The sequence below is a fragment of the Candidatus Pelagibacter sp. HIMB1715 genome (assembly GCF_052047595.1).
Classification (GTDB): Bacteria; Pseudomonadota; Alphaproteobacteria; order Pelagibacterales; family Pelagibacteraceae; genus Pelagibacter.
The window spans coordinates 1-15,544 of sequence record NZ_JBNAJY010000008.1; the positions used below are offsets into that span (position 1 = coordinate 1).

Below are 15,544 nucleotides of genomic sequence, written 5' to 3' on the forward strand. Positions count from 1 at the left end.
AGTTTATTTTTATAAAATCTAATATCTCTAACTCTCTCAAAGACCTCAACTCTTTCAAAGTTTATAAATTTTTGTTCTCATTTAAATCAAAAAAATAAATAGATTTATCACAATTTAAGATTATTTAAATTTTATTTCTAATGTTTAATTGTGATTGGGCTGCTGCTAATCTAGCAATTGGAACTCTATAAGGTGAACAGGAAACGTAATTTAATCCAACTTTAGCACAAAACAATATACTGTTTGGGTCTCCACCATGCTCTCCACAAATTCCTAATTTTATTTTTTTATTTTGATTTCTTCCTCTCTCTACTGCTAGCTGAACTAAATCAGATACACCATCATCAATTGAAACAAAAGGGTCTACAGAAAAAATTTTATGATCTAAATAATCGTTCAAAAATTTACCACTGTCATCTCTGCTTATTCCAAATGTAGTTTGTGTCAAATCGTTTGTTCCAAAACTAAAAAATTCTGCGTGCTTTGCAATTTCTTTAGCTTTTATAGCAGCTCGTGGCAACTCAATCATTGTACCTACTATAAATTTTATTTTCAATTTATTTTCTTTTTGAACTTGATTAGCGGTTCTAATTACTAAATCTTTCATTATTCTTATCTCTGCTTCAGTAGATACCAAAGGAATCATTATCTCAGGAAATGCAGATTTTATATTATTTTTTTTTAGTTCTGCCAAAGCCTCGAATATTGCTCTACATTGCATTTCATAAATTTCAGGAAAAGATATTCCTAGACGACAGCCCCTATGACCTAGCATAGGATTTTGCTCGTGAAGCTCTTCAATTCTAGACTCTACCTCTTTAACTGGAAGATTAACTATATTTGCAACCTCATTAATTTCCTTGTTTGTTCGAGGCAAAAATTCATGTAATGGTGGGTCTAACAATCTTACAGTCACTGGTAACCCACTCATAATCTTAAAAATATCAATAAAATCTTTTCTTTGATGTGGTAACAGTTTTTCTAATGCTAATGCTCTGTCTTCTTTTGTTTTTGATAATATCATTTCTCTTACAGAAAAAATTCTTTCTTCATCAAAAAACATGTGTTCAGTTCTACATAATCCAATACCTTCTGCACCAAAGTCTTTTGCTGTTTTAGTATCTTTTGGTGTCTCTGAATTAGTTCTTACTTTTAGTTTTCTAAAACTGTCAGCCCAAGACATTAGCTTTGAAAAATCCCCAGATATTTCTGGCTTCACTGTTGAAACACGTCCAGCGATAATTCTCCCAGTTGATCCATCTATGGTAATTACGTCCCCTTCTTTAATTTCCATTGAAGATGTTTTAAATGTCTTCATCTCATAACTTATATCAATTTCGCTTGAGCCAGATACACATGGTCTTCCCATACCCCTAGCAACTACTGCAGCATGACTGGTCATTCCTCCTCTAGCAGTCAAAATTCCTTTTGCTGCATGCATTCCTTGTATATCTTCAGGTGACGTTTCTACTCTTACTAAGATAGCGTCTTGCATCATTGAAGTTAATCTTTCAGCTTCCTCTGAAGTAAATACCACTTTCCCACTTGCTGCTCCTGGTGAAGCAGGTAAACCATTTGCTATTACATTGATTGTGCTATTTTCATCAAGTGTAGGATGCAGAAGTGTATCTAAAGAATTTGGATCGATTCTTAATACTGCTTCTTTTTTTGATATTAATTTTTCCTTAACCATATCAACTGCAATCTTTACCGCAGATTTTGCAGTTCTTTTTCCAGATCTAGTTTGAAGCATCCACAATTTATTATTCTCAACCGTAAATTCCACATCTTGCATATCTTTGTAATGTTTTTCCAATTTTTTTAAAATTTTTTTTAATTCATTGAAAACTTTTGGCAAAGACTCTTCCATTGAAGGTTCTTCAACTTTAGCGTTTTTTCTTGCCTTCTTAGTTATATATTGAGGTGTTCTCGTGCCAGCAACAACGTCCTCACCTTGTGCATTAATTAAGTACTCACCATATATCTCGTTTGATCCATCTGATGGATTTCTTGTAAATACAACTCCGGTAGCACAATCATCACCCATATTACCAAAAACCATTGATTGAACGTTGACTGCCGTTCCCCATTCTGCTGGTATTTTATTTAATTTTCTATAGACTTTTGCTCTATTACTTTCCCATGATAAAAATACAGCGCTAATTGCTCCAAATAGTTGTTGAAATACATCTTGAGGAAATTCTTTTTTTGTTTTTTCTTTTACTATCCTTTTAAAATCTTCAATTAAACCATTCCAATCATTTTCATCTAAATCCGTGTCTAACAAAACACCTTTTGTTAATTTATAATTTTCGATTAACTCTTCAAAATGATAGCTCTCTACACCCATCACAACGTTTCCATACATTTGAATAAATCGTCTGTAACTGTCTTTGGCAAATCGCCCATTGGAAGTTTTCAAAGCTAAAGCATTTACTGTTTTATCATTTAAACCTAAATTAAGAATTGTATCCATCATTCCTGGCATAGATACTCTTGCACCTGATCTAACAGATAATAATAAAGGATTTTTTAGGTCTCCAAATTTTTTAGAAACATCTTTCTCTATAATTTTTAATTCTTTTTTAATTTGAGAAATTAAATTGTTATTCAATTTTTTCTTATCTTTATAAAAAATTTCACAGACTTTAGTAGATATTGTAAAACCAGGAGGAACTGGCAACCCCATCCTGCCCATTTCAGAAAGATTAGCGCCTTTTCCACCTAAAAAATTTTTGGGATTTTTAATACTTTTTGATTGTTTCGAATTAAAATTTAATATGAGTTTTGTCATTAATTGGATTCTATTAGAGAAAAGTTAACATAATTATCGAATGTTTTACACATCATTTGAATTAGTTCTAGCCTATTTTTCTTAACCGTCAGATCATCCTCATTCACAATTACATTATCAAAAAAATCAAATACCTCTCTCTTAATACTTGCTAAATTGTCCAATGTTTGAACAAAATTTTCATCGCTGTTAATACTTGAAAAATATTTCCTTAATTCATTAATTTTTTTAAATAAATTTTTTTCAATCTCAGTTTTAAATATACTAGGGTCAGTTGTATTAGATAATTCGATTTTATCTTTTTTTAACTCACTTTCTAAAATATTAGATGCTCTTTTATAGCTTGCAATAATATTTATTCCATTTTGTTTATTTATTATTTTATTTAAATTTTTTGCTTTATTAAAAATGATTACAGATTGATCTAAGTTAAAAGAACTTATTGAAGCTTGTATTATATCGTTTCGGATATTTTCCTCCTTCATATAATATTTCAACCTCTCTAATAGAAAATCTAATAATTCTTTTTGTAAAGATTTATTCTCAAATTCAAATCCTTGATCCTGATACAAACTTAAAGAATAATTTATTAAATCTCTAATTTTAAAATCTTTTTTATTTTCAATGATAATTCTAATTATCCCTAATGCTATTCTTCTTAAGGCAAAGGGATCCTTGGAACTTGTTGGTTTTTGGTTTGCACCAAAAAATCCAACTAAAGTATCAATTTTGTCAGCTAAGGATAAAGCAATGCTATAAGGTTTTTTTGGAATTCTTGTTCCAGATCCAACAGGTAAATATTGCTCACTAACAGCAAGTGATATTTCTTTATCAAAACCTTGCACATTTGCAAAATAACCTCCCATAATCCCTTGAAGTTCTGGAAATTCACCAACCAATTCAGATAACAAATCTACTTTGCTTATCGACGCTGATAATTCTACTTTTTCCTTACTAATTAATAACTCATCAGAAATAATAGCACCAAGCTTTCTCATTCTTTGAGCTTTATCAAAATAATTTCCAAGACCTTTGAAATAATTCATTAATTTTAAATCAGAAATTTTTTTGACCATATTTTGAGCTTTATCTTTCTGCCAGAAAAATTCTGCATCACTTAATCTTGCTTCAACTACTCTTTCATTTCCTAATTTAATTAATCCATTTTTATCCTTATTGTTTGCTACTACCAAAAATTGATTTGTAATGATTCCTTTTTTATCAAAAGTAGGGAAATATTTTTGATGATGTTGCATGGTTAGTATTAAAATCTCTTTAGGTATATTTAAAAATTTTTTATCAAATTCACAAACAATTACATTAGGTTGGTCAGTTAAATCGACTACTTCCTGAAGAAGCTTAGGATTGCTCTCGATATTTATATTTCTTTTTTTTAAAATAATATCGAATTTTTTTTCTATTAAATCTTTTCTCTCAGTGTGATCGATAAGTATATCCATTTTTTTAAAAAAATTTTTATATGATTTAAAATCTAAAAATAGTTTTTTCTTTTCTTCAAATTCTTTATCTACAAATGTCGAGTTAGATGAAATGAAATGATGAAATTTAAAATTTAGTTTTTTTTGGTCAAAGATGGATAAGATAGATTTTAATGGTCTACCCCATAATAGTTCATAGTTTGACCATTTCATTGACTTTTTCCATTGAATTTTATTCATTATTTGAGGTATGGCTTCTTCCAATAATGCATGAGTATCTAATTTTTTTGATCTAGTTTTATAAAAATAGAACTCACCTTTATCTGTTTTTTTTTTAAACAATTCTTTTTTTGAAACACCATTTGATCTCGCAAATCCCTCCAACGCAGCATCTGGAGACTTTGTATTCGGACCTTTTATTTCCTCAGATTTTAAAACTATCTTCTTTTCAACTCCCTCAAACAAAATTAATAACCTATTGGGTGTTGAGTAAGATGAACTTTTATTAAATTTAATAGATTTTTCTAAAAAAAATTCATTAAAACTTTTTAGTAAGTTTTCTCTTAAATTTTTTTGTAAATTTGAAGGTATTTCCTCACTAAACAATTCTAAGAAAAATTCAGACATTATTTTTCACTATCTAACCAAATACTAGCAGCTAATTTTGTAATATCTCTTATTCTTGCAATATATCCTGCTCTTTGAGCAACGCTAATTGCTCCACGTGCATCTAATATATTAAATACATGACTCGCTTTTAAACATTGATCATAAGCTGGTAATGAAATTTTTTTTTCAACTAATGACTTTGCTTCCGACTCGTGCATGTCAAACATTTTAAAAAGTGACTCTACATTGGCATATTCAAAATTATATGCAGAAAATTCTCTCTCGGCTTGATGAAATACTTCTTTATATTTTACACCATCATCATTCCATAACAGATCGTAGACATTTTTTTGTTGCTGAATAAACATACATATTCTTTCTAATCCATATGTTATTTCTACAGAAACAGGTTTGCACTCAAATCCTGCCATCTGTTGAAAATAAGTAAATTGAGTAATTTCCATGCCATCACACCATACCTCCCAACCAAGACCAGCAGCGCCCAAAGTTGGACTTTCCCAATCGTCCTCTACAAATCTAATATCATGATCTGTATGGTCAATTCCTATAAATGATAAACTATTGAGGTAAAGTTTTTTAATATTTTCAGGCGAAGGTTTTATAAGAACTTGAAATTGATAATAATGTTGAAGTCTATTTGGATTATCTCCATACCTTCCATCTGTGGGTCTTCTTGATGGCTGCACATATGCTGTCTTCCAAGGTTTAGTCCCTAATGACCTCAATGTAGTTGCTGGATGAAATGTACCTGCTCCTACTTCCATGTCATAAGGTTGGAGAACTACACATCCCTTTTTGCTCCAAAACTTTTGAAGATTTAAAATTGTATCTTGAAATGTAAGAATTTTCTCTTTTGATTTAGAAACCATATCTTTGCCAGATTGATCTTTCATCTAAAATATTTGCAAATTGGTCAATATGATTTGAAGATGAAAGTTTTTGACTTAACCACCCTTTTGTTTTTTCAAATTTTTTAATTACAACATCTTCACCATACTTTTCTTTTAAGATTTCATGTGCATCTCCTATGCCATCTATTAATCCTAATTTCTTGGCTCTAGTGCCTGACCAAAATTCACCAGAAAATAATTCTACTTCTGTTTTATTTAATTTTGCTCCACGACTTTTTTCAACAACATTTATGAAATCTTGGTGTAAATCTAATTGAATATTTTTAAGTCTTTGAATATCTTCTTCCTTTTCTTCCATAAAAGGATCAAGTGTGCTCTTATTCTTTCCAGCTGTGTGAACTCTTCTCTCAACACCTATTTTCTTAATTAATTGAGTAAAACCAAATGATGAATATATAACCCCTATAGACCCAATAATTGAACTTGAATTTGCATAAATTTCATCTCCAGCACATGAGATAAGATATCCCCCAGATGCAGCAACATCTTCTGCAAAAAAAATAACTTTTTTGTTACTTTTTTTAGCTTGCTGACGAATAAAACTATAAATTAAATGTGACTGTACAGGTGAACCTCCTGGAGAATTGATTGATATTGCTACTGCAGCAGCTTTTTTTAGTGAAAAAGCTTTTTTAATAATTTCTTCCTGGCCTGCAAAATCAATACCTTGCTTAAATTTACCAGCATTACCAATGACACCATTTAATTTAATATGTGAAACAATTTTTTTCTTTTTTAAAAAGGAGAACATATTTATCTCTTACAGAATATTTAGTTGATTATAAAGACTACTTATAATTGAAGAAATAGGTGCGTCAAATGATAAGTAATAAATATAGCTTATTTATATTAGTTTAAAATTAATATGGGAACTGTAGTACAGCTTAAAAACCAGATAAATAATTCATATTTCCAATTAAAGGATTCTGTTGAAGAAAAACTAGATTTGACTGAAGAGAGAATAAAATCTAAATTAATTAGTGATGTTCAATTAGTTCAAAAAATGACTAATTATCATATAGAAACTGGTGGCAAAAGACTTAGAGCATTATTGACGTTAGGAAGTGCTAAATTATGTGGTTACTCAAAAGGTTCAAGAGATGTAAATTTAGCAGCTTGTGTAGAACTTATTCATAGTGCAACCTTGATGCATGATGATGTTATTGATGAAGGTGAGATTAGAAGAGGCAAAGAAACTTTAAATAAAATTTGGAGTAATCATTCTTCAGTTTTAATTGGAGATTATCTCTTAAGCAGATGCTTTGAAATGATGGTGGAAGATGGAAGCTTAGAGGTATTAAAATTATTATCATCAACTTCATCTAAAATTGCCCAGGGAGAAGTATTACAACTACAACATAATAATGAAGTTGATATGCTTGAAGAAACATATCTAAAAATCATCTCTGCCAAAACTGCAGAACTATTCGCTGCTTCTACAAAAGTAGGTGCAATTATAGCTGAAGTAGAAAATAAAGAAAAAGATGCACTAGAATTTTATGGGAGGAATTTAGGTTTAACTTTTCAAATTGCAGATGATACATTAGATTATAACTCTGAATTAAAATTATTTGGAAAAAAAATAGGAAAAGATTTTTTTGAAGGAAAAGTGACATTACCAATAATCTTGCTTTACCAAAAATTAGAAAACAATGAAAAAAATAGGCTAAAAGAAATATTTAATAAAAAAGAGAGAACAAGAGAAGATTTGATTAATATTATATCTTTAATTAATAAATATAAGATTATAAATGAATGCTACCAAAAAGCTCAGCACTATATTAATTTAGCATCAAATTCTTTAAGTGTATTCAAAGATACAAAAGAAAAAGAAATTCTTAAAAAACTTACATCTTTTAGTTTAGCAAGAAATTTTTAAGGACTTAATAAACACTTATTCCACAATCCATTCTGGCTTTTTGTATAGAGCAATCTTTCATGAATTCTATTTTCTCCATCTAACCAAAACTCTATATTTTGTGGATTTAAATTCCATCCAGACCAGTGTTTTGGTCTAGGAACTTTTGTTTCATCAGAATATTTATTTTTATAAGCCTTAATTGAATTTATTAATTCATCTCTATTTTTTAATTCTAGGCTCTGATTTGATGCCCATGCACCAATTCTACTTTCGTATGCTCTCGAAGAATAATATTCATCTGCAACATCATCAGAAACTAATGATACAGTTCCAGTAATTCTGACTTGTCGTAAAAGACTTTTCCAATGAAAACACATTGAAGCGTTAGGATTTTCCTTTAGCTCATTACCTTTTCGACTATTTAAATTAGTGTAGAAAACAAATCCATCTTTATTAAAATCCTTAAGGAGTACCATTCTGACTGATGGAACATTATTTTTACTTGAAGTTGCTAGCGCAACTGCATTTGGATCATTTGGTTCAGTCTGTTTAGCTTTTTCCATCCATATTTCAAATAACTTAATTGGGTCATCTAAATTTAAGAAGCAGCTGTTGATACCAAGTTGGTTTTTTTCATTCATAATTTAAACAAAATAATCTATATAATATAAATAATGTCATTTAACACTTTTGGAAAGCTATTTCGTTTCACAACTTGGGGTGAATCTCACGGACCTGCTATTGGCTGCATAGTTGACGGTTGTCCTCCAAACATACATCTAGATGAAAAAGATATTCAATTAGAATTAGACAAAAGAAAACCTGGACAATCAAAATTTACCACACAAAGAAAGGAAGATGATAAAGTCCAAATACTTTCAGGTGTATTTGAAGGAAAAACTACTGGCACACCAATTTCTCTAATTATTTATAATAAAGACATGAGATCTAAAGATTATGGAAATATAAAAGATAAATTTAGACCAGGTCATGCGGACTTTACCTATTTCAAAAAATATGGAATTAGAGATTATAGAGGCGGAGGAAGATCTTCAGCTAGAGAGACAGCCTCAAGAGTTGCGGCTGGTGCTATAGCTAAACTAGTACTCCAAAAAAAATTAGGAAAAAAATTTAAAGTTATAGGTGCTGTCACTCAATTAGGCATCTTAGGATGTGATACGTCAAAATGGAATGATAAAATTATTTCAAAAAATCCATTCTTTTGTCCAGATAGGACCATGATTAAATTATGGGAAAAATATTTACTTGGTGTAAGAAAATCAGGGTCATCATGTGGTGCTGTAATAGAGGTTAGGGCAAGAGGTATTCCTGCGGGGCTTGGTGCTCCCATTTATTCAAAATTAGATTCTGATATTGCATCAGCTTTTATGAGCATTAATGCAGTTAAAGGGGTAAATGTTGGTGCTGGAATGAATTCTGCACAACTAAGTGGTGAGCAAAACTCTGATGAAATATCACTAAAAAATAATAAATTAAAATTTAACTCTAATAATGCAGGCGGGATCTTAGGCGGAATTTCTTCTGGGCAAGAAATAATAGCATCATTTGCAGTTAAACCTACATCTTCAATTTTAACTACAAGAAAAACTATTAATAAATTTGGAAAAAATACCACAATATCTGTTAAAGGGAGACATGACCCTTGCGTAGGGATAAGAGCTGTTCCAGTTGGAGAGGCTATGATGAATTGTGTTTTATTGGACCACTACCTAATGAATCAGGCTCAGTGCGGATAAATAATTAGTTTTTTACTACTCTAATTGAATCCTTATTAAATAAAACTTCTAAAACTTTTTTTGTAATTTGTGGACTATTCAGTCCAGCAATATCGTACATATTTTTTGGATTATCTTGCTCTATGAATTCATCTGGAAGAGTCATGGATCTAAATTTTAACCCTTTATCAAATATCCCTTTTTCAGCTAATAAATTTTTAACATGGGAACCAAATCCTCCTATAGAACCTTCCTCAATTGTAATCATTAATTCATGTTCTCTTGCAGATTTTAAAATTAAATTCTCATCCAAAGGTTTGGCAAATCTTGCATCTATAATTGTTGTTGAAATACCCTTTGTTTCCAATTCTTCTGCAGATACTTTACATTCTTCAAGTCTAGTTCCTAAACTCAGCAAACAAACCTGAGTTCCTTGTTTAATAATTTTTCCTTTACCTATCTCTATTTTTTCCTCTATTGAAGGAAGTTCAACTCCAATACCTATTCCCCTTGGATATCTTATTGCAGAGGGTTTATCATTAATATCAACCGAAGTATTAATCATTTTCACTAACTCAGCTTCATCACTAGCTGCCATCACAATGAAATTTGGTAAAGTTGACAAATAAGTAATATCAAAAGACCCAGCGTGCGTTGACCCATCTGCACCAACTAATCCAGCCCTATCGATTGCAAATCTTACAGGAAGTTTCTGTATTGCCACATCATGCACAACTTGATCATAAGCTCTTTGAAGAAAGGTAGAATAGATTGCTGCATAAGGCTTATACCCTTCTGTAGCAAGACCTGCTGCAAAAGTAACAGCATGCTGTTCGGCAATACCAACGTCAAACATTCTTTTTGGAAATTCCTTACCAAAGATATCCATACCTGTTCCACCTGGCATTGCTGCAGTTATTCCAACAATCTTGCTGTCTTTTTTTGCATGCTTAACAAGTGTATTTGCAAAAACTTTTGTATAAGAGGGTAAATTAGAACCACTTTTTTGTTGCTCTCCAGTTTCAACATTAAATTTTGATACTCCATGATAATGATCACTAGCTTTTTCAGCATATGAATATCCTTTTCCTTTTTGAGTTTTAATATGTATCATAATAGGGCCCTCATGCTTTGAGTCTCTAGCATTTCTTAAAATAGGGATAAGTGTGGAAAGATCATGTCCATCTATTGGTCCTGCATAATAAAAACCAAGTGAGCTAAATAGTGTTCCACCTGTGACAGCAGAGCGAAAAAAATCCTCTGCCTTACCAGCTTTAGCACTAAATCTTTTTGAAAAAGCTGAGGTGATTAATTTTAAAGTTTCTCTTAAGCTAAAATAGATTTTTCCAGTAAATAACTTTGCTAAATAAGTTCTCATTGCACCTACTGGTTTTGCAATAGACATGTCATTATCATTTAATATAACGATCATTTTGGTTTTAGATGCGCCAGCGTTATTCATAGCTTCGTATGCCATACCAGCACTAATTGCGCCATCCCCAATAACAGCTATTACATTTGAAGATTTATTTTCTAATTTATTTGCTTCAGCCATTCCGAGTGCAGATGATATAGATGTCGAACTATGAGCTGCACCAAATGGGTCATATTCACTCTCAGATCTTTTAGTAAAACCTGACAAACCATTACCTTGTCTTAAGGTTGTAATTTTTTGTTTTCTTCCAGTTAAAATTTTATGTGGATATGCTTGGTGTCCTACATCCCAAATTAATCTATCATTAGGTGTGTCAAAAACATAGTGCAGAGCTACAGTCAGCTCAACAACCCCTAGACCTGCTCCTAAATGTCCACCAGTTTTAGATACTGCACTGATCATCTCTTGTCTAACTTCATGAACTACTTGTTGTAAATCATTTTCAGAAACTTTTCTTAAATCAGATGGAAAGTTTATATTATCTAAAAACTTGTAATTATTTTTCATTTATTTCTATTCAATATAAATTCTAATGTATCGTTTAATTTTTTTGATTTTGAACCATAAATTTTTAAATTTCTATTAATATCTGAAATAATTTTACCACAATATTTGATTGAAGCATTATAGCCTAGCAAACTTATAAGTGTAGCTTTGCCTTTTTTTTGATCTTTTTTAGTTTTTTTCCCAGCAATTTTAGAATTACCTTTATAATCTATTAAATCGTCTGCTATTTGAAAAAGAAGGCCAATATCAGAACCTACACCCTCAAAAAATTTTATTTCCTTTACACTTTTCTCCTTAATGATTGCTGGTACTGCACAACAAAAACTAAAAAGTTTTCCTGTTTTTTTAATTTCCATATCTATAATTTGTTTTTTTGAAACTTTCTTTTTTTCAAAATCTAAATCTAAATATTGACCACCCGCTATACCCAGATGTCCTGAACACATAGAAAGTTTATCTACTAATTTAACTTTAATTTTGTCCCTTAACTTTAACTTGGAGCTAGTTAAAATTTCAAAAGCCATTGTTAATAATGAATTTCCAGCGAGGACAGCTGTCGACTCACCAAATTTAATATGAGCTGATGGTTTACCTCTTCTCATATTATCATTATCCATGCATGGTAAATCATCATGAATGAGAGAATAAGCATGAATACATTCCACAGCAGCACCTATGGCAATTAATGTGTGATAGTTTATTGAGAATAACGATCCAATATCAATTAATATTTTAGATCTAATTTTTTTTCCTCCAGGAAATAATCCATACTTCATTGCATAAATTAATTTGGAATTTTCTTGTTCCTGAATGTATTTTTTCAAGAATAAATTGGTATCTTTTGCAATTTTATTAAGTTGATTTTTCACTTTCTCTTAATGATATCCTTAATTTTTTTATTCGTATTTTCGCCAATAGATCTAAAATTTTTTTGAAATTTTTTTTCAATTAAATTATTTAATTTTAATAACTCTTGATAGCTTTCTATAGAATTGTCTAGGTCATCTTTTTCTTCTAAAGACTTTATCATTTGATTTGCTTCATCTGTTAACTCTTCAAGCGTTCTATTATCATAATCGAGTGGTAAATTTTTATCTTTCATATATTAATCATTACTATTACATGAAAAATATTCAATCAAACATCAAAAAAGCGAAAAATTACTTAGATAAAAGTCATTGTGTAGCTGTTCCAACAGAAACTGTTTACGGACTCGCAGGTAACGCATACTCGGACACTGCTGTTAAAAAAATTTTTAACCTAAAAAGAAGACCTGCTAACAATCCGCTAATTGTTCACTACTATAATTTAAAAAAAATTTCAGAAGACTGTGAAATAAATGATAATTTTATTAAACTTTATAAAAAATTTTCTCCAGGACCAATAACATATATATTGAAGCTCAAAAAAAATTCTAAAATATCGAAGTTTGTAACTAATAATAAAAAAACAGTTGCTATACGATTTCCAAAACATCCTCTATTTAGAAAATTACTCAAAAATTTAAAATATCCAGTTGCAGCACCAAGCGCTAATATTTCTTCAAGATTAAGTGCTGTAAAAGCAGCAGACGTCAAAGATGAATTTGGCAACAAAATAAAATTTATTTTGAATGGTGGTGTTTGTAAAATTGGTGTCGAGTCTACAATATTAAGCATAACAAATAAACCTAGATTACTAAGATATGGAGGATTGAGTGTTTCAAAGATTAAAAAAACTTTGAATCAAAAAATAATAATTAATATAAATTCAAAAGATAAAATTTCTCCTGGTCTTTTTCCTTTACACTATTCTCCAGGACTACCTTTAAGAATGAATGCAAAAAAAAACAAAAAAAATGAAGCTTTTGTACTCTTAAAAAAAAGAGAAAATATATCTAAAGATATTTATTATTTAAGCAAAACAAGAAACTTAAATGAAGCTGCCAGAAACCTGTATAGTGTTTTGAGGAAAATAAAAAAAGATAAATATAAATCAATAGCTGTAGAAAAAATACCAAATGAAGGAATTGGAAAAACAATAAATGACAGACTCAAGAGAGCATCAAACTTCAAATGAAAAACTCAATAGAAGTCATAAATCTATCAAAATCATATAAGACTAAAAATGCAGTTAATAATATAAATTTTAAAATTAATGAAAATGAAATAGTAGGACTGTTAGGTCCAAATGGTTGTGGAAAAACAACAACAATCGGAATGATACTAGGATTATTAAAACCAACAAGTGGCCAAGTCTTAATTAACGGTAAGAATATTGAAAATAATAAAATTTCAATTCTGCACAAAATGAATTTTATTTCTCCCTATATTGAATTGCCTAAAAAATTAACAGTAAACCAAAATTTAATTGTGTATGGGAAACTATATAATATTCAAAATTTGAAGCAGAGAATTAATTTTCTTTCAGAAAAATTAAGATTGGGAGATCTTTTAGATAAAATTACAGGAGAGCTGTCATCAGGACAAAAAAATAGGGTCAGTCTTGCGAAAGCATTAATTAATGATCCTACTGTGCTCTTGTTAGATGAGCCAACTGCTGCTCTAGACCCTGAAACAGCAGATTTTATTAGAACCTTTTTAGAAAAGTATAAAGAAGAAAAAAAAATATCTGTTTTGCTGGCTTCTCATAACATGGATGAAGTAAAAAGATTATGTAATTCTGTTATGATGATGAAAGATGGTAATATCGTAGACATTGGTACTCCAGAAAATTTAATAAAAAAATATGGACAAAAAAACTTAGAAGAAGTTTTTTTGGAAATTGTTAGGAACGATAAATGAATATTACAAGAATATACGGATTATTTTTAAGGCATTTTTATTTAATTACTAGGTCGTTCCCGAGAATACTTGATTTAATATATTGGCCTTCTATCCAAATAACTCTTTGGGGTTTTATTTCAAATTTTTTTGCAGCACATAGTTCATACTATAGTGGAGCTGTTGGAGTTATATTGTCTTGTGCAATTCTTTATGATTTTCTTTTTAGGACAAGCATAGGTTTTAACATGTTATTTTTAGAAGAAATTTGGAGTAGGAATTTTACTAATTTATTTATTGCTCCAATGAAAATCAGTGAAATAATTACTGCACTTGTAATCACTGCTCTAATACGAGCTTTGATTGGATTAATTCCAGCAATACTAATAACCTCACCATTATTTGGTATATCTATATTAAATTTGGGATTGCCATTAGCTTTTCTTTTTTTAAGTTTGTATATTTTTGGAATTACTTTGGGTCTTTTTGTTTCAGCTGGGTTGCTAAGATTTGGTCCATCTTTTGAGAATATCGCATGGTCCACGATGTTTTTATTAGCACCCTTTGGCTGTATATATTATCCAGTTGAAATTTTACCTGAAATATTTCAATCAATAGCATTTGCATTACCATTAGTTTATGTATTTGAAGAAACTAGAAATATATTAGTTAACGGAAATGTGAGCTATGAAAACATTCATATCGCACTTTCTCTGAATGCATTTTATTTAGCTATCGCAATAACAGTTTTTTATTTTTCTTTTGATAAAGCTAGAGAAAAAGGGACATTAATTAATATTGGAGAGTAAATAACTACTTATAATAAAATTTGTATTTTAATATAGTAAATAAAGCTATAAAAGCATCTTTTAATCTGATTTTTTTTCCATCACTAATCTCTCGCCCATTGTAAGATATTGGTACCTCTAAAATTTTACAGGATAAATTTGAAAGTTTAGTAGTCACTTCAGGACAAAAAGAAAAATCTTTTTGTCTTAAATTTAATTTAAAAAAAATTTCCGTTCTAAATACCTTGTAGCATGTATGTACATCTGTAAGATTCTGATTATTAATAAAATTTGAAATATTAGTTAATATAAAATTTCCAAATATTCTAAAATTTTTTAAACTCAAATATTTTACTTTATATTTTCTACCAAGTACCCTAGAGCCATAAACTACTTTAATCTTATTTTTTGAAAATGGTTTTATTAATTTATGATAATCCTTAGGATTATATTCTAAGTCTGCATCTTGTATTAAAACTAAATTACCTTTTATATATGGAATGGAGCTTATTATTGCAGATCCCTTCCCCAAATTTTTTTTATGGAATATTACTTTATCAACCTTATTAAATAGTTTTTTTTTTATAATATTCTTGGTCCCATCATTTGAACCATCATCTATTAAAATTATTTGTTTTTTTATTTTTTTTACTTTTTTTATTTTTTTCTAGTTTAATTATA

14 protein-coding genes are annotated in these 15,544 nt (G+C 29.6%); 5 read left to right on the forward strand and 9 right to left on the reverse strand.

What is annotated here, in order from left to right; translation table 11 throughout:
- Positions 1–124 precede the first annotated feature (124 nt).
- From ppdK to ACTTAY_RS03215, 4 genes are read right to left on the reverse strand one after another with little or no spacing between them, the layout of a single operon-like run.
- Entirely contained in the window at positions 125–2,794 is a 2,670-nt protein-coding gene (ppdK, locus tag ACTTAY_RS03200) for a pyruvate, phosphate dikinase (protein ID WP_440672334.1), read from the reverse strand.
- A complete protein-coding gene (glyS, locus tag ACTTAY_RS03205; RefSeq protein ID WP_440672335.1) occupies positions 2,794–4,860 on the reverse strand; it encodes a glycine--tRNA ligase subunit beta in 2,067 nt (688 codons plus the stop codon). The genes ppdK and glyS overlap by 1 nt, the downstream gene beginning before the upstream one ends.
- The gene (locus ACTTAY_RS03210) at positions 4,860–5,756 is read right to left on the reverse strand and encodes a glycine--tRNA ligase subunit alpha (RefSeq protein ID WP_440672336.1); all 897 of its coding nucleotides are present in this window, start codon (positions 5,754–5,756) and stop codon (positions 4,860–4,862) included. The genes glyS and ACTTAY_RS03210 overlap by 1 nt, the downstream gene beginning before the upstream one ends.
- A complete protein-coding gene (locus tag ACTTAY_RS03215) occupies positions 5,722–6,525 on the reverse strand; it encodes a S49 family peptidase (RefSeq protein WP_440672337.1) in 804 nt (267 codons plus the stop codon). Before ACTTAY_RS03215 ends, ACTTAY_RS03210 begins: the two co-directional genes overlap by 35 nt.
- A gap of 114 nt (positions 6,526–6,639) precedes the next feature.
- Here ACTTAY_RS03215 and ACTTAY_RS03220 point away from each other — a divergent pair, with 114 nt between their 5' ends.
- A complete protein-coding gene (locus ACTTAY_RS03220; protein WP_440672338.1) occupies positions 6,640–7,653 on the forward strand; it encodes a polyprenyl synthetase family protein in 1,014 nt (337 codons plus the stop codon).
- Here the strand turns inward: ACTTAY_RS03220 and pdxH are convergent.
- Entirely contained in the window at positions 7,650–8,276 is a 627-nt protein-coding gene (pdxH, locus tag ACTTAY_RS03225; protein ID WP_440672339.1) for a pyridoxamine 5'-phosphate oxidase, read from the reverse strand. The two genes, ACTTAY_RS03220 and pdxH, sit on opposite strands and share 4 nt — an antisense overlap.
- Positions 8,277–8,309: 33 nt before the next feature.
- On the opposite strand from pdxH, the gene aroC reads away from it, so the two are divergent.
- The gene (aroC, locus tag ACTTAY_RS03230; RefSeq protein WP_440672340.1) at positions 8,310–9,392 is read left to right on the forward strand and encodes a chorismate synthase; all 1,083 of its coding nucleotides are present in this window, start codon (positions 8,310–8,312) and stop codon (positions 9,390–9,392) included.
- A 4-nt stretch (positions 9,393–9,396) separates the two neighbouring features.
- Here the strand turns inward: aroC and dxs are convergent, their stop codons facing one another.
- Genes dxs through ACTTAY_RS03245 form a run of 3 tightly spaced genes read right to left on the reverse strand, consistent with a single transcriptional unit; the run spans position 9,397 to position 12,415 of the window.
- A complete protein-coding gene (dxs, locus tag ACTTAY_RS03235; protein ID WP_440672341.1) occupies positions 9,397–11,313 on the reverse strand; it encodes a 1-deoxy-D-xylulose-5-phosphate synthase in 1,917 nt (638 codons plus the stop codon).
- Positions 11,310–12,182 carry a polyprenyl synthetase family protein gene (locus ACTTAY_RS03240; protein WP_440672342.1) on the reverse strand — a complete coding sequence of 291 codons (873 nt, stop codon included), beginning with the start codon at positions 12,180–12,182 and terminating at the stop codon, positions 11,310–11,312. Before ACTTAY_RS03240 ends, dxs begins: the two co-directional genes overlap by 4 nt.
- The gene (locus ACTTAY_RS03245) at positions 12,179–12,415 is read right to left on the reverse strand and encodes an exonuclease VII small subunit (RefSeq protein WP_440672343.1); all 237 of its coding nucleotides are present in this window, start codon (positions 12,413–12,415) and stop codon (positions 12,179–12,181) included. Before ACTTAY_RS03245 ends, ACTTAY_RS03240 begins: the two co-directional genes overlap by 4 nt.
- Before the next feature lie 20 nt (positions 12,416–12,435).
- Between ACTTAY_RS03245 and ACTTAY_RS03250 the strand changes: the two genes are divergently transcribed.
- From ACTTAY_RS03250 to ACTTAY_RS03260, 3 genes are read left to right on the forward strand one after another with little or no spacing between them, the layout of a single operon-like run.
- Positions 12,436–13,371: an L-threonylcarbamoyladenylate synthase gene (locus ACTTAY_RS03250; protein ID WP_440672344.1), complete on the forward strand. Its 936-nt coding sequence runs from the start codon at positions 12,436–12,438 to the stop codon at positions 13,369–13,371.
- On the forward strand, positions 13,368–14,096 hold the full coding sequence (locus tag ACTTAY_RS03255) for an ABC transporter ATP-binding protein (protein WP_440672345.1): 729 nt from the start codon (positions 13,368–13,370) through the stop codon (positions 14,094–14,096). Before ACTTAY_RS03250 ends, ACTTAY_RS03255 begins: the two co-directional genes overlap by 4 nt.
- Complete coding sequence (locus ACTTAY_RS03260) at positions 14,093–14,884, forward strand: ABC transporter permease (RefSeq protein ID WP_440672346.1); 792 nt, start codon at positions 14,093–14,095, stop codon at positions 14,882–14,884. The genes ACTTAY_RS03255 and ACTTAY_RS03260 overlap by 4 nt, the downstream gene beginning before the upstream one ends.
- Before the next feature lie 4 nt (positions 14,885–14,888).
- Here ACTTAY_RS03260 and ACTTAY_RS03265 read toward each other — a convergent pair whose 3' ends face one another.
- The gene (locus ACTTAY_RS03265) at positions 14,889–15,524 is read right to left on the reverse strand and encodes a glycosyltransferase family 2 protein (RefSeq protein ID WP_440672347.1); all 636 of its coding nucleotides are present in this window, start codon (positions 15,522–15,524) and stop codon (positions 14,889–14,891) included.
- Between the last annotated feature and the right edge of the window lie 20 nt (positions 15,525–15,544).

Excerpts from the sequence above, each read along its gene's own strand:
- glyS (WP_440672335.1), bottom strand. The coding sequence starts at position 4,860 with ATGTCTGAATTTTTCTTAGAATTGTTTAGTGAGGAAATACCTTCAAAT.
- ppdK (WP_440672334.1), bottom strand. The coding sequence starts at position 2,794 with ATGACAAAACTCATATTAAATTTTAATTCGAAACAATCAAAAAGTATT.
- ACTTAY_RS03220 (WP_440672338.1), top strand. The coding sequence starts at position 6,640 with ATGGGAACTGTAGTACAGCTTAAAAACCAGATAAATAATTCATATTTC.
- ACTTAY_RS03255 (WP_440672345.1), top strand. The coding sequence starts at position 13,368 with ATGAAAAACTCAATAGAAGTCATAAATCTATCAAAATCATATAAGACT.
- aroC (WP_440672340.1), top strand. The coding sequence starts at position 8,310 with ATGTCATTTAACACTTTTGGAAAGCTATTTCGTTTCACAACTTGGGGT.
- pdxH (WP_440672339.1), bottom strand. The coding sequence starts at position 8,276 with ATGAATGAAAAAAACCAACTTGGTATCAACAGCTGCTTCTTAAATTTA.
- ACTTAY_RS03210 (WP_440672336.1), bottom strand. The coding sequence starts at position 5,756 with ATGAAAGATCAATCTGGCAAAGATATGGTTTCTAAATCAAAAGAGAAA.
- ACTTAY_RS03215 (WP_440672337.1), bottom strand. The coding sequence starts at position 6,525 with ATGTTCTCCTTTTTAAAAAAGAAAAAAATTGTTTCACATATTAAATTA.
- ACTTAY_RS03260 (WP_440672346.1), top strand. The coding sequence starts at position 14,093 with ATGAATATTACAAGAATATACGGATTATTTTTAAGGCATTTTTATTTA.
- ACTTAY_RS03250 (WP_440672344.1), top strand. The coding sequence starts at position 12,436 with ATGAAAAATATTCAATCAAACATCAAAAAAGCGAAAAATTACTTAGAT.
- ACTTAY_RS03245 (WP_440672343.1), bottom strand. The coding sequence starts at position 12,415 with ATGAAAGATAAAAATTTACCACTCGATTATGATAATAGAACGCTTGAA.
- dxs (WP_440672341.1), bottom strand. The coding sequence starts at position 11,313 with ATGAAAAATAATTACAAGTTTTTAGATAATATAAACTTTCCATCTGAT.